Annotated in this window: 10 protein-coding genes; 6 read left to right on the forward strand and 4 right to left on the reverse strand. The window is 63.6% G+C overall.

Annotated features, from left to right (window positions below):
* Window positions 1–157 precede the first annotated feature (157 nt).
* A complete protein-coding gene (locus VRB54_RS21165) occupies window positions 158–4,408 on the forward strand; it encodes an Lhr family helicase (RefSeq protein WP_338478646.1) in 4,251 nt (1,416 codons plus the stop codon).
* Window positions 4,409–4,512: 104 nt separating this feature from the next.
* Here the strand turns inward: VRB54_RS21165 and VRB54_RS21170 are convergent, their stop codons facing one another.
* Window positions 4,513–6,609, reverse strand: a complete 2,097-nt coding sequence (locus tag VRB54_RS21170; protein WP_338478647.1) for a mechanosensitive ion channel family protein — start codon at window positions 6,607–6,609, stop codon at window positions 4,513–4,515.
* A 192-nt stretch (window positions 6,610–6,801) separates the two neighbouring features.
* Between VRB54_RS21170 and VRB54_RS21175 the strand changes: the two genes are divergently transcribed.
* The 4 genes from VRB54_RS21175 to VRB54_RS21190 are packed head-to-tail and all read left to right on the forward strand — an operon-like array spanning window position 6,802 to window position 10,706.
* Window positions 6,802–7,728, forward strand: a complete 927-nt coding sequence (locus tag VRB54_RS21175) for a DUF72 domain-containing protein (RefSeq protein WP_338478648.1) — start codon at window positions 6,802–6,804, stop codon at window positions 7,726–7,728.
* A complete protein-coding gene (locus VRB54_RS21180; protein ID WP_338478649.1) occupies window positions 7,725–8,504 on the forward strand; it encodes an endonuclease/exonuclease/phosphatase family protein in 780 nt (259 codons plus the stop codon). Before VRB54_RS21175 ends, VRB54_RS21180 begins: the two co-directional genes overlap by 4 nt.
* The gene (clsB, locus tag VRB54_RS21185; protein ID WP_338478650.1) at window positions 8,501–9,760 is read left to right on the forward strand and encodes a cardiolipin synthase ClsB; all 1,260 of its coding nucleotides are present in this window, start codon (window positions 8,501–8,503) and stop codon (window positions 9,758–9,760) included. The genes VRB54_RS21180 and clsB overlap by 4 nt, the downstream gene beginning before the upstream one ends.
* Window positions 9,753–10,706, forward strand: coding sequence for a lysylphosphatidylglycerol synthase domain-containing protein (locus VRB54_RS21190; protein ID WP_338478651.1), 954 nt, complete (start codon window positions 9,753–9,755; stop codon window positions 10,704–10,706). The genes clsB and VRB54_RS21190 overlap by 8 nt, the downstream gene beginning before the upstream one ends.
* A 95-nt stretch (window positions 10,707–10,801) precedes the next feature.
* Here the strand turns inward: VRB54_RS21190 and VRB54_RS21195 are convergent, their stop codons facing one another.
* Both VRB54_RS21195 and VRB54_RS21200 read right to left on the reverse strand, forming a co-directional pair.
* Window positions 10,802–11,557: an alpha/beta hydrolase family protein gene (locus tag VRB54_RS21195; protein WP_231423548.1), complete on the reverse strand. Its 756-nt coding sequence runs from the start codon at window positions 11,555–11,557 to the stop codon at window positions 10,802–10,804.
* Window positions 11,547–12,656 carry a DUF3182 family protein gene (locus VRB54_RS21200; protein WP_338478652.1) on the reverse strand — a complete coding sequence of 370 codons (1,110 nt, stop codon included), beginning with the start codon at window positions 12,654–12,656 and terminating at the stop codon, window positions 11,547–11,549. The genes VRB54_RS21195 and VRB54_RS21200 overlap by 11 nt, the downstream gene beginning before the upstream one ends.
* A gap of 262 nt (window positions 12,657–12,918) precedes the next feature.
* On the opposite strand from VRB54_RS21200, the gene VRB54_RS21205 reads away from it, so the two are divergent.
* Complete coding sequence (locus VRB54_RS21205; RefSeq protein WP_338478653.1) at window positions 12,919–13,482, forward strand: cysteine hydrolase family protein; 564 nt, start codon at window positions 12,919–12,921, stop codon at window positions 13,480–13,482.
* 15 nt (window positions 13,483–13,497) lie between these two features.
* Here the strand turns inward: VRB54_RS21205 and tam are convergent, their stop codons facing one another.
* A complete protein-coding gene (gene tam, locus VRB54_RS21210; protein ID WP_338478654.1) occupies window positions 13,498–14,259 on the reverse strand; it encodes a trans-aconitate 2-methyltransferase in 762 nt (253 codons plus the stop codon).
* Window positions 14,260–14,341: the final 82 nt, after the last annotated feature.

A 14,341-nucleotide genomic window follows, 5' to 3' on the forward strand; every position in this document is an offset into this window, starting at 1 on the left:
GGCCCACTCTGTTTGGAACGATGGTTAGTGTCGGCAGACGTGTATGCCATACCGTGGGGTGTAGCCGGAATCGTTGCATTTTGCGGGTTTGTAGCGCAACCGTCACGGATAAAGTAAGCCTTTGCAACTTGTTGGAGCCGGTGGCATCAATCATTGCATGAACCTTCCTGAATCAACGGACAGGGCATTGGACGGTTTCCACCCCGCCGTCAGCGCCTGGTTTCGCAGCACCTTCCCCGCGGTCACCGGCGCCCAGGCCCAGGCATGGCCGCTGATCCGCCAGCGGCGCTCGACGCTGATCGCCGCGCCGACCGGCTCGGGCAAGACCCTCACGGCCTTTCTCGCGGTGCTCGACGACCTGGTCCAACAGGGCCTGGCCAACGGCGGTCACCTGCCGGACGCGACGCAGGTGGTGTACGTGTCGCCGCTCAAGGCACTGTCCAACGATATCCAGATCAACCTGCAAAACCCGCTGGCCGGAATCAGCGCCCAGTTGCAGCGCCAGAGCCTGGCGCCACTGGAGATCCGCACCGCCGTGCGCACCGGCGACACCCCGCAAAAAGACCGCGCGCTGATGCGCAAACGCGCGCCGCACATCCTGGTGACCACCCCGGAATCGCTGTATGTGCTGCTGAGCTCGGACTCCGGCAGGCAGATGCTCGCCAGCACGCGCACGGTCATCGTCGACGAAATCCACGCCATCGCCTCTGGCAAGCGTGGCAGCCACCTGGCGCTGAGTCTGGAGCGCCTGCAAGGCCTGTGCGCCGAGCCGCTGACTCGCATCGGCTTGTCGGCCACGCAAAAACCCATCGAAGCGGTGTCGCGGTTTCTGGTGGGCACCGCGCGTGAGTGCGCCATTGTCGACATCGGCCATGCCCGCCCGCGCGACTTGGGCATCGAAGTGCCGCCGGTGCCGCTCTCGGCGGTCATGGCCAATGACGTCTGGGAACTGGTCTACGATCGCCTCGCCACACTGGCCCGCGAACACCGCACCACGCTGATTTTCGTCAACACCCGGCGCCTGACCGAACGCCTGGCCCGCCACCTCAGCGAGCGCCTGGGCAAGGACGCCGTGGCCGCGCACCACGGCAGCCTCGCCAAGGAGTTGCGCCTGGACGCCGAGCAACGGCTCAAGGCCGGCGCGTTGCAAGTGCTGATCGCCACCGCGTCGCTGGAGCTGGGCATCGATATCGGCGAGGTGGACCTGGTGTGCCAGATCGGCTCGCCCGGCTCCATCAACGGGTTTTTGCAAAGAGTTGGACGCTCCGGCCATCAGGTCGGCGGCACACCCAAGGGACGCCTGTTCGCCACCACCCGCGACGACCTGATCGAGTGCGCCGCCCTGCTCGACTGCGTGCGCCGTGGCGAACTGGACACCCTGCACATTCCGGTCGCGCCGCTGGACGTGCTTGCCCAGCAGATCATTGCCGAAGTCAGCGCGCGCGAATGGCTCGAGCAAGACCTGCTGGCACTGATCCACCGCGCCGCGCCCTACGCCGCGCTGGATGAACGCCACTACCAGGCGCTGTTGCAGATGCTCGCCGAGGGCTACAACGGGCGCCAGGGCATCCGCAGCGCTTACCTGCACCGCGACGCCCTGACCCGCACCCTGCGCGGTCGCCGTGGCGCCAGGCTGACCGCCGTGACCAGCGGCGGCACCATCCCCGACAACGCCGACTACAGCGTTTTGCTCGAACCCCAGGGCCTGAACATCGGCAGCGTCAACGAAGACTTTGCGGTGGAAAGCATCGCCGGGGACATTTTTCAGCTGGGCAATACCTCCTACCGCATCCTGCGCGTCGAAGCCGGCAAGGTGCGCGTCGAGGATGCCCATGGCCAACCGCCGACCATTCCGTTTTGGCTCGGCGAAATGCCCGGGCGCAGCAACGAGCTGTCCGCCGCCGTGGCACGCTTGCAGGGCCAGTTGGACCGCCTGCTCGGCGCCAGCCCCGGCGACCTGCAACCGGCGCAGCACTGGCTCACCGACACCCTGGGCCTGAACCGCGCCAGCGCCGAGCAAATCCTCGATTACCTGGCCCGCGCGCGCCTGGCCCTGAGCGCCTTGCCGTCCCAGGACACGCTGATCATGGAGCGGTTTTTCGACGCGTCCGGCGGCACCCAGTTGATCATCCACACGCCGTTTGGCAGCCGCCTGAATCGCGCCTGGGGCCTGGCGTTGCGCAAGCGTTTTTGCCGCACGTTCAACTTCGAGCTACAAGCGGCGGCCAGTGAAAACGCGATTGTGCTGTCGCTGTCCACCAGCCACAGTTTTGAGCTGGATGAGGTGTGGCGTTACCTCAACAGCCACAGCGCCGAACACATCCTGATCCAGGCGGTACTGGATGCGCCGCTGTTCGGCGTGCGCTGGCGCTGGAATGCCGGGGTGGCGCTGGCATTGCCGCGCTTTACCGGCGGGCGCAAGGTGGCGCCGCAGATCCAGCGCATGAAAAGCGAAGACCTGATCGCCAGCGTGTTTCCCGACCAGATCGCCTGTCTGGAAAACCTCGCCGGCGAGCGTGAAGTGCCCGAACACCCGCTGGTGGAACAGACCCTCGACGACTGCCTGCACGAAGCCATGGACAGCGACGCCTGGCTGGCCCTGCTGCGCCGCATGGAACGCGGCGAGGTGCGCCTGATCAGCCGCGACCTGCCGGCGCCCTCGCCCATGGCGGCGGAAATTCTCAGCGCACGGCCCTACACCTTTCTTGACGATGCGCCGCTGGAAGAGCGCCGCACCCAGGCCGTGCTCAACCGGCGCTGGAGCGATCCGCAAAGCACCGACGACCTTGGCGCCCTGGACGCCGAGGCCATTGCTGGCGTGCGTGAGGAGGCCTGGCCAACGCCCCATGGCCCGGACGAAATGCATGAAGCGCTGATGAGCCTGGCGTGCATCGCCGAAAGCGAAGTCACGCCACCCTGGGCGCAGTGGCTGCAAGCGCTGGCCAAGGCCGGGCGCGCGTATCAGTTGCCCAACGGGCTGTGGGTCGCCGTCGAACGCCTGAGCTGCTGGCAGGCGATTTATTCTCACGATTTGCCGTTATTGCCCGGTTTCGATGAGCCCTGGACCTTCGAGGACGCGGTGCTCGAAGTGCTGCGTGCGCGCCTCGGTGGTTTTGGTCCGTTGAGTGTGATCGAGATTGCCGCGCCCATCGGGCTGCCGGTGGCCGCCGTGACCCAGGCACTGGCCCGGCTGGAGCAGGAAGGCTATGTGTTGCGCGGACATTTCAGCCCCGGCGCCGGCGCAGAGCAGTGGTGCGAACGGCACCTGCTGGCGCGTATTCACCGCTACACGGTCAAGCGCCTGCGCCGCGAAATCGAGCCGGTGGCGCTGCAGGATTTCATGCGCTTTCTGTTCGACTGGCAACACCTGTCCGACGCCACCCGCGGCCAAGGCAGCGCGGTGCTGGCGCAGATTGTCGGCCAGTTCGAAGGCTTTGCGGCCGCCACCTCGGCCTGGGACAGTGACCTGCTCAGTGCGCGCATCAAGGACTATTCCTCTACCTGGCTCGACGAGTTGTGCCGCAGCGGCAAACTGGTGTGGATGCGCCTGAGCGACAAGGCCGGTGCCATGGCCCTGCGCAGCACACCGGTGGTGCTGTTGCCGCGCAGCCAGGTGGGACTGTGGAGCGGGCTGACCGAACCCGTCGACAGTACCGCGCTGTCGCCCAAGGCACAAAAGGTCCACCTGGCCCTGCGTGAACACGGCGCGCTGTTTTTTGATGAACTGGTGCACGAAGCCCATCTGCTGCGCAGCGAGCTGGAAACGGTGTTGCAGGAACTGGTGGGCGCGGGCCTGGTGAATGCCGACAGTTTTGCCGGGCTGCGCGCCCTGACCACGCCCGCCAGCAAGCGCCAGGCGCGCAGCAGCCGGCGCGGGCGCGGTGCGTTTATCGGCGGCATGGACGATGCCGGGCGCTGGGCCTTGATCCGCCGCCCGCCCGGCGCTGCCGGCCCGCACTCTGCCGAAACCCTCGAGCATGTGGCCATGACGCTGCTGCGCCGCTACGGCGTAGTGTTCTGGCGCCTGCTTGAACGCGAGGCGGACTGGTTGCCGAGCTGGCGCGAGTTGCTGCGCACCTTCCACCGCCTGGAAGCGCGCGGGGAGATTCGCGGCGGGCGATTTGTGAGCGGCTTGGCGGGGGAACAGTTTGCGTTGCCCGAGGCGATTCCGCTGCTGCGCGAGGTACGGCGGCGCGCGCACGACGGGAGCCTGGTGGCGGTGTGTGGAGCGGACCCGCTGAACCTGGTGGGCACGCTGTTACCGGGGAGCAAGGTGCCGGCGGTGAGCGGCAATCGGATTGTGTATCGCGATGGGTTGCCGGCTGCCGTGATGGTCGGCGGCAAGCAGCAGGTGCTGGTTGAGGTGGATCAGCGGGCGGTGCAGGAGAAGTTGCTTGGGCGGTCTTGAGGGCCTCATCGGGAGCAAGCCCCCTCCCACACTGGACTGGGTTCACATAGTTCGATGTGTCAACCCATTCAAATGTGGGAGGGGGCTTGCTCCCGATAGCATCCTCACTGGCTACGCGGCTGCTCGGTAATCTCCACCACTTCTTCAGCCTGCCCCATCCGCTTGGGCAACAGCACCTGCTGTGGATAAGTCTGCGCAAAATGCACTTCGTCACAGTTATCCACAAGCTTCTTCAACCGCTGGTTAAACGCGCGGCTGACTGCATATTGCCCGCCCGACACGGTGCGGAACTGCGCGGTGAGCACCACGCCGTTGAGGTCCATCTTGTCGACGCCGAACACTTCCAGCGGCCCTTGCAGGTTGTACTTGAGGAACGCATCGTCGCGGATCGACTGCCCCGCTTCCTGGATCAGCTCCACGGCCTTGTCCACATCGGTGTCGTAGGTGAACTGCACCGAGAAGAACGCGTAGGCAAACTGGCGTGACTGGTTGGTGACCGCCTTGATCTGCCCGAACGGCACCGAATGCACAAAGCCCTTGCCGTCGCGCAGGCGCAGGGTGCGGATGGTCAGGCCTTCGACGGTGCCGGCGTGGCCGGAGTCGAGTACCACCCAGTCGCCGATCGACAGCGTGTCTTCGATGATGATGAACAGGCCCGTGATCACGTCCTGCACCAGTTGCTGGGAGCCGAAACCGATGGCCAGGCCGACCACCCCGGCACCGGCCAGCAGCGGCGCGACGTTGATGCCCAGGTTGGCCATGGTGGTGATCGCGCAGATCACCACCAGGATGATCTTCACCGCATTGCGCAGCAGCGGCAGGATGGTCTTGACCCGCGTGCTGGGCTGGCGACTGGAACGTTTGTTGACCGGCGGTTTGAGCGCTTCCTGAATCGCCGTGTCGAGCACCACCCAGAACAGCCAGGTCATCAGAAGGATCAGGCCGATGCTGCTCAGCGAGTCGCTGATGGCGCGGCCGATCGAGTTGCGTTCGGCGAACTCGAACAACGACACGCCCCAGATACGCCCAAGCACTTCGATAAAGGCCACGGCCATCACGATACGCAGGATCGCGTGCAGCAAACTGAGGAAGCGCTCCTTGTAGGCGCTGCTGCGCTGGATCGCCACCTGGCTGCGCGACTTGAACAGGTGTTGCAGCACCGTGCTGAGAAACACCGTGCCGATCAGCAGGATCGTAGTGAACAGCGCGCAGCGCAGCGCTTTCTGATTATCGTCGCCGGCACCGATCAGGTTGATCGCCGACACCAGCACCATCAGCAGAATCGGCCAGTACCACAGCCCCGAGAAGATACGCAGCGATTGCTGCAGTGCCGGGTGTTTGATGCGCTGGGCCAACGACCGATTGCGGATCAAGTGGGCGACCGGACGGCGCAGGCGCACCACCAGCACGCCGAAGATCACCGTGGCGAACAACCCGGTGAACACCGCAATGCTGCTGGTGATATTGCCGCCCAACTGGCGGGCGATCTGCGGGCTGGTCAAGGCATCGCTGAGGGCGGCGAGGAAGCCGATCAGGAACAGCGGCTTGGGGCAGTAATCGCAAATGATCTGCACCGCCGGGCGCTTGTGGCCCACGTTGAACATCACGATGACGCACAGCAGCATCGAGGTGGAAAAGATGCCGCTGCTGGTGGCGTAGGCAAGGCACAGCGCCAGCGCGCGCCCCACGGAGGTGGCGAGAAAATGGCTGACGTACAAGGTAAGTGGCAGGCAGATCAGCGCCGGGAGCGTATAGGGCACGACGTAGCCCAGCACATCCAGCAGCCGGCCGCGCCGTTCAAAAAACGCGCGCTGGCCCAGGCGTCGCACAATCATCCGGCCCAGCAAGGTCAACAGGGTAAAGGCGCCGATCCAGACGCCGGACAGCAACAGGAAATCCCCGGCCACGCTCCACGGTGAGCGGGCTGACGTTTGATTGACCAGGCGCCCGACTTCGTTGGCGGCGCGGTCGGCGCGCAGGCGCCACTCGTCAATGAAGTTCTGATTGAGGTCGAGCTTCTGCTGCACGTCGTCAATGCTGGAACTGATCGCGCCGAGCAGTCCGCCTTCCACCAGCAGCTCCGGCTTGGCCGGGGCCTCGGCTTCGGGAGCGGTGGCGGGTGCGGTCGCCGCCGCCTGAGGTGCGCCGCTGCCGCAAAACAGCAGCGCGCCGAGTAGCCATGCAGTCTTTAGATTCAGCAAAACACCGGGCTCCTGGGAAAGGGTCTGTAAGGAACTGACGGGTTTGAGCCCTGATCGTTCCCTGTGGGAGGGGGCTTGCTCCCTCCCACACTGGATCTACTGCATTGGAAGCATGCCGTTTGTAGGAATCGGGAAACTTTCCGACAAAAATCACAGTCATCCAACCACGCACTCTTTCCTACGGACCCAACCATGGCGGCGATTCATATCGGCATATCCGGCTGGCGCTATACGCCCTGGCGCGGGGACTTCTATCCCGAGGGGCTGACCCAGAAACGCGAGTTGCAGTTTGCGTCACGTGCCGTCAACAGCATCGAAATCAACGGCTCGTTCTACGCGCTGCAAACGCCCAAGCGCTACGCCGAGTGGTACGCCGATACACCCGAAGGTTTCATGTTCAGCATCAAGGCGCCGCGCTATATCACGCACATCCTGCGGCTCAAGGATGTGCATGCGCCGCTGGCGAATTTCTTTGCATCCGGCGTGCTGGAATTGAAGGAGAAACTGGGGCCGATCCTGTGGCAATTCCCGCCCAGCTTTAAATTCGATGCGCCGCTGTTTGAAGCCTTCCTGCAGCAACTGCCCGGCGACACACAACAGGCCGCCGCCCTCGCCCGCCAGCATGAGCCTCGCCTGAACGGCAAGGCGAGCATGCAGGCCCATGGCAAAAGAGCCCTGCGTCACGCCGTGGAAATTCGCCATAAAAGCTTTGCCGTGCCGGCGTTCGTAAAGATGCTCGAAAAATATGGCGTCGCGCTGGTGGTGGCCGACACCGCAGGCAAGTGGCCGTATCTCGAGGACGTCACCGCCACCTTCATGTACCTGCGCCTGCACGGCGACAAGCAGCTGTACGCCAGCGGCTACACCCCTGAAGCCCTCGAACGCTGGGGCGACCGCATTGAGCGGTGGGCCCATGGCAAACAACCGGAGGATGCACACTTGGTCGACCCGCAGCATAAACCCCGTGCCCGCAAGCAACGCGATGTGTTCTGTTTCTTCGACAATGACATCAAGGTGCGCGCGCCTTTCGACGCGCGCCAGTTGCTGCAGCGTTTCGGCCTGGACCAGCACCTGGCCACAGCGCCTGGACAGCTGCCTGAACCCGGGGTGCTGGCATGACCCATCCAGAACCGCTCCCGGTGGTGGCGCCGGACGTTGCCGTCGCCCGTCTTACGGTGCTCACGGTCAATATCCACAAGGGCTTCACCGCGCTGAACCGGCGTTTCATCCTGCCCGAGCTGCGCGAAGCAGTGCGCAGTGTCGGCGCCGACATGGTGTTCCTGCAGGAAATCCACGGCACCCACGAGCAGCATCCCCAGCGCTACAGCGACTGGCCGAACATGCCGCAGTACGAATTCCTCGCCGACAGCATCTGGCCGCAATTCGCCTATGGCCGCAACGCGGTCTACCCCCATGGCGACCATGGCAATGCGCTGCTGTCGAAATTCCAGATCGTGCGCTACGAGAACCTCGACATCTCCCAGAGCGGCCACGAAAACCGCGGCCTGCTGCATTGCGTGCTGCGCCTGCCCGGCAGCGGCAAGGAGGTGCATGCGATCTGCATGCACCTGGGCCTGCGCGAAGTGCATCGCCAGCAGCAACTGCGCCTGCTCGAGCAGCGCATTGGCGAAATACCCGCCGACGCGCCGCTGGTGGTCGCCGGCGATTTCAACGATTGGCGCCAGCGTGCCGACCTCAGCCAGAGCGGCCTGCAGGAAGTGTTCATGCAGGCCACGGGCAAACACGCGCGCACCTTTCCTGCGCGCTTGCCGCTGCTGGCACTGGACCGCATCTACGTGCGCAACGTGACGGTGCATCACCCGCGCGTGCTGAATACCCGGCCCTGGTCCCATCTGTCAGACCATGTGCCGCTGTCGGTGGAGATTGAGCTATGAATATTGCGGTGGAGCATATCGCGACCGATCAGCCGCCGGATGAGGCCAAGGCCCGTGACCTGGATTACGGCTGGCAGAGCGGCAACCAGGTGCAGTTGCTGGAGAACGGCGAGGCGTACTTCCCCAGGGTGTTCGATGCGATGCGCGCGGCGCAGCGGGAGATCCTGCTGGAGACGTTTATCCTGTTCGAGGATAAGGTCGGCCATGAGCTGCAAGGCATTCTGATCGAGGCTGCCCAACGTGGCGTGAAGGTGGTGGTCAGCCTGGATGGCTTCGGTTGTGGCGAGCTGAGCGCGGCGTTTCTTGCAGCGCTGGCGGATGCCGGGGTGATGGTGCAGATGTTCGACCCGGCGTCCAAGACCCTGGGCATTCGCACCAACTGGTTTCGCCGCCTGCACCGCAAGATCGTGGTGGTGGATGCCGAGGTCGCGTTTATTGGCGGGATCAATTTTTCGGCCGACCACCTGGGCGATTTCGGCCCCGAGGCCAAGCAGGATTATTCGGTGCAGGTGACAGGTCCGGCGGTGGCCGACCTGCATCACTTTGCCCTGGCGCAAAGCGGTCGTCAGGTGCGCACGCGGCGTGGCTGGCGTCGTCGCCAACAACGACCGTCGCCATGGGCCACTGACAGCGGCGAGGGCTTGGTTCGCTTGATTTATCGCGACAACCTGCAGCATCGCGATGACATCGAAGAAGCGTATATCTACGCCCTGAGCAAGGCGAAAAAACGCGCGGTGATCGCCAACGCGTATTTCTTCCCCGGTTACCGTTTGCTGCGCGAAATTCGCAATGCGGCACGGCGCGGCGTGCAGGTGCAGTTGATCATGCAGGGCCAGCCCGATGTGCTGCTGGCCAAACTGGCGGCGCGCATGCTCTACGACTATCTGCTCAAGGACGGCGTGGTGATCCACGAATACTGCCAGCGCCCGCTGCACGGCAAGGTGGCGCTGGTGGACGACGACTGGAGCACGGTGGGTTCGAGCAACCTCGACCCGTTGAGCCTGGCGTTGAACCTGGAAGCCAACGTGCTGATTCGCGACCGCGCGTTCAATCAGCAGCTGTACGACAGCCTGGAAACCCTCAGCAAAAACCACTGCCAGGTCATCCCGGCAAAGCAAAAGCCGCGCCTGTGGCTGTGGCGCTTGACCGTCGGCTTCCTGGTGTTCCATGTGATGCGCCACTTCCCGGCGCTGACCGGCTGGCTGCCAGCGCACAAACCCCGCTTGAAACCTTTCGAGAGCCAGGCCCATGACTGACCACACAGGCTCACGCTTCAAGCGCTGGAAGAAGCCGCTGACCATTGCCTTCTTCCTGCTGTTGATTGTGCTGTTCACGATGCTCGCGCGGCGGATCGACTGGAGCGAAGTGATCCAGACCCTGGGCGATTTCAAATTGCGCACCTTGCTGATCGCCGCCGGGCTGACCCTGTGCAGCTTCCTTGTGTACGCGTGTTTCGACCTGATCGGCCGCACCTATATCGGCCAGCCGCTGCGCTGGAAGCAGATTTTGCCGGTGGGGTTTATCAGCTATGCGTTCAACCTGAATCTGAGCGCGTGGGTCGGCGGGATCGCCATGCGTTATCGGCTGTATTCGCGGCTGGGGGTGAGCACCGGCAATATCGCCAAGATCCTCGGCCTGAGCCTGGCGACCAACTGGTTCGGCTACATGGCCCTGGCCGGGGTGGTGTTCAGCAGCGGGCTGGTGACCATGCCTCCAGGATGGAAGGTCAGCACGACGGCACTGCAGGGGATTGGCGCCCTGTTGGTGCTGGTCAGCCTGGGCTACCTGGCGGCCTGTCAGTTCTCGAAAAAGCGCGCGTGGTCGATTCGCGGCATCGAGATCAACCTGCCATCGCTGCGCATGGCGTGCCTGCAATTGGCGCTGGGCGCATTGAACTGGTCGCTGATGGCGGCGGTGATCTTCACCCTGCTGCCTGCCAAGCTGGATTACCCGCTGGTATTGGGGGTGTTGCTGATCAGCGCGATTGCCGGGGTGGTGACCCATATCCCGGCCGGGCTTGGGGTGCTCGAAGCGGTGTTTATCGGGCTGTTGCAGCATGAAGCGTCGCGGGGCAGTTTGTTGGCGGGGTTGATTGCATATCGGGCGATTTATTTTATTTGCCCGTTGCTGATTGCGTTGGTGATGTACCTGGGCGTGGAGGCGAAGGCCAAGGCGCTGCGGGTGAAGAAGACGCCGGCTTGATTATTGGGTGATTGACATACCGCTATCGGGAGCTAGCCCCCTCCCACACGTTGAATGCATTCCAAATGTGGGAGGGGGCTTGCTCCCGATGGCGGTTATCGAGCCTGGATAATGCTCAACCGCTCACCCACCACCATCTCGGTAATCCAGTCCACCAGGATCGAGGTATAGGCCTGCTGTGACACCGGATCACTCAATGAATGGTCGGCGCCATCGATGATGCGGTGCGTCAGGGAATGGGTCTGCTGGCACGCCGCGCGGTAACTCATGATGGTGGCGTGGGGCACGTGGTCGTCGGTTTCCGACTCGACGATCAACACATCACCGGTAAACGCCGAACAGGCGTGCAAGGCGCGATTGGTGTCGGCACGCACCAGGGTGCTGCGGTAATCCATCAGGTCCATCTTGTTCAGGTCACGCTTGGGCTTGAGCCATTCTTCGTCGCGGTAAAGCGCCGGCACGCGCAGCGCCAGCCAGCGCACCGGACGCAATGAGGTGAGAATCGCCGCGAGGTAGCCGCCATAGCTGGTGCCCACCACCGCCACGGCCGAGGTGTCGATGGCTGGGTGGGCGAGCAGGCGGTCGTAGGCCGCCAGCAGGTCGCGCAGGTTGTCTTCGCGGGTCACGCGGGCCAGCGGAATGCCGGCGCCAGCATGGCCGCGCAGGTCGAAGGTCAGGCACACGCAGCCCAGACCTGCGATGCCTTTGGCGCGTTCCAGGTCGCGCTCCTGACTGCCGCCCCAGCCGTGCACGAACAACACGCCGGGGACTTTGGATTTGGGACTGAGGAATGTCCCGCTCATGTGTTCGTCGTCTATCTCGATTGCAATGCTTTCGCTTCTAGCCGTCATAAGATTTAACCGTTACGTACTTGAGAAGAAAGTCGCTGTTTTCGGCCGGGCCGCGATACACCTCGATGGCATCCGCCGGGAGTGGCTGGTCCTCATAGGTTTCCACCGATGACACATGAATGGCTTTGAGGCCCGGGTAGTTGATGAAACTTTGCAGCGCCGCGACTTCCGCGCTGCTGGCCCCGCCCATGCGCCAGGATTGTTCGAGCACGCCGCTGCGGCGCTGGCCGTCGCTGTCCAGGCCTTGGGCGATGTCGTAATTGCGCCGCGAGGCATAGAACCCAGGGTAGGCCTCATCGGCGGCGCTGTCGAAAACCTGGGCCTGTTCGATGGCTTCACGCACATCAACGGGCAGACCAAGGGCAAGCAGGTCGTCGTAATCGCCGGGCACCACGATCAGGTCGGAGCCGCCGTACACCTCGTCACCGTTTGCGTCATGCGTGAGGTATTGCTCGCCGCAGTAGCTAAACACATGGCCGCCGATAAAACTCTGGCCCACGCTGTGGGTGGTCACCTCGTGCAGGTCCTGTTCAAGCACTGCGCCATCGCTGAACAATTGCTCGGCGCCGTCGCGTTTGAGCAGCGCATCGAATTCATCAAGGCTGCGAATGACTTCCTGGCCGCGCCCGGCGCAGGCATGCACCGGTTTCAGGCGAATAGGCCCGCTGTAGAGCAGGCGTTCAGCGGCGGCACGGGCGTCCTGCAAGGCGAATACGCTGAGGCCGTCGAGCACGACGGGCCTGACAAGCTCGCAGAACAATGGCGACCAGCCCTCGGGCGCCGTTACGTTGGGCCCGAGCAGGCCATGGCTGATGGCTTTGGTGCAGATGAAGTCGTGATCGACATAACCACCCCACAGGTCTTCGGGGCCGTGGATATTGAGCGCGCGGGCCTGGGCCGGACCCACCAGCGTCTGTGTGGGCAGTATGTAAAGGTCGCGGCCGGCATGGACCTTGGGATCGAAGCTGCCGCCGAACTCCAGCCCCAGTACCTGCGCCAGCCAACGGGCCAGGGCACGGTTGGTTTCCACTTCATGCTGCGGCGCGCCCTCTCTTGTGGAGTGAGCGACCACCAGTTTCTTGCGCTGAGTCGCGGTCATGCGGCCCCCTTGCTTCCTGCCAGGTATGTAAGTGAGGGGTTGCAGGTATCAGGCCAAGGCGCGGTTGAGGCGCAGGTTTTTAAAATCAATCAGTTGCCGAGCGCGCGATAGCATTTGGCCTGTTTTATTTTGCACGACGCTTAGTTTGGGGCGTGGTGTTCTGCACGATTCGCAGCCATACAAAGCCCGCTAATCCGGTGAGCGAAATGCCAGGGCGCCAGCTAAGATACCGGGCTGCTCATCTCATCACGAGGCAATACCCATGGCCAAGCAAGCGCTCATTCTGATCGATATCCAGAACGACTACTTCCCCCAGGGCAAGTGGCCGCTCGCCGGCGTGGACGCGGCGGCGGACAAGGCGGCGCAGGTGCTGCAGGCGTTTCGTCAGGCGGGCGACGCCGTGATTCATGTGCGCCATGAGTTCACCGCCGAGGATGCGCCCTTCTTCACTCCAGGCTCGGAAGGCGCGCAGTTGCATCCCAAGGCACTCAACGAAGGCAGCGAGCCGGTCGTGCTTAAACATTTCGTGAATGCGTTTCGCGAAACCGATCTGCGTGCCCTGCTGGAGCAACGCAGCATCACCGACGTGGTGGTGGTCGGCAGCATGAGCCATATGTGCATCGATGCGGTGGTGCGCGCAGCGGCGGACCTGGGCTACAAGGTCACGGTGATCCACGATGCCTGCGCCACGCGGGATCTTGAGTTCAATGGCAAGGTCATCCCGGCGGCGCAGGTGCATGATGCATACATGGCGGCGCTGGCGTTTGGTTATGCGGGCGTGGTGTCTGCGGATGAATACCTGAAGGCGCAGACGGCGGCCGTGTGACCGCCCTGTGAAGCGTCAGCGAGTGGCGATGATGAACAGGCGCGGAAATGGCAACAGCACGGTGCCGTCGCTCAGGGCCGGGTACGCCTGGGTAATCCGCGCCTGGTATTCGCGTAGAAACGCGGCCTTTTCATCATCGCTCAGAGGCGCGAGAAACGGTCGCAACGCTGAGCCTTTAAACCATTCCACCACCGCCGCATGGTCGGCCAGCGGGTGCTGGTAGGTGGTGCGCCACACGTCCACGGTGCTGCAATGCTGGCTCAGCAACTCGTAGTAGTAGCTCGCGGTGTGACGCGGATTGTGCTTGACCGCTCCGATCTTCGCCGACCAGAGCCCCTGTGCCGCCACGTCGCGGGCCAGTTGGTGGGCAGGCTCATCGAGGTTATCCGGCGTTTGCACCGCCAGCGTGCCGCCCGGCGTCAAGTGACTGACCAGATGCGGGTAGAGCGTGGCGTGGTCGGGCAACCATTGCAGGGAGGCGTTGGCGAGAATCACATCAAATTGCCGCGCCGGGTTCCAGGCGCCGATATCCGCCAGCTCGAAATCAAGGGCGGGCAGGCGCTGACGGGCGTCGAGCAACATGTCATCGGAACTGTCCATGCCGGTGACTTGCGCCTGTGGATAGCGCTCGGCCAACACTTGCGTTGAGTTACCGGGACCGCAGCCCAGGTCGACGGCGGTGTGCACGTCGACATTAGGGATGGCCGCGACCAGATCGCGGACGGGACGGGTACGTTGTTGCTCGAACAGGCTGTATTGCTTGGCAGACCAGGTCATCGCGGTTTTCCTTCTGCATGGTGTAAAAACCGCACCAGTCTGCCAGAACTCATTCACACGGCGGCTGCCAATAAATGCGTCC

The organism is Pseudomonas trivialis (assembly GCF_036864995.1).
Classification (GTDB): domain Bacteria; phylum Pseudomonadota; class Gammaproteobacteria; order Pseudomonadales; family Pseudomonadaceae; genus Aquipseudomonas; species Aquipseudomonas trivialis.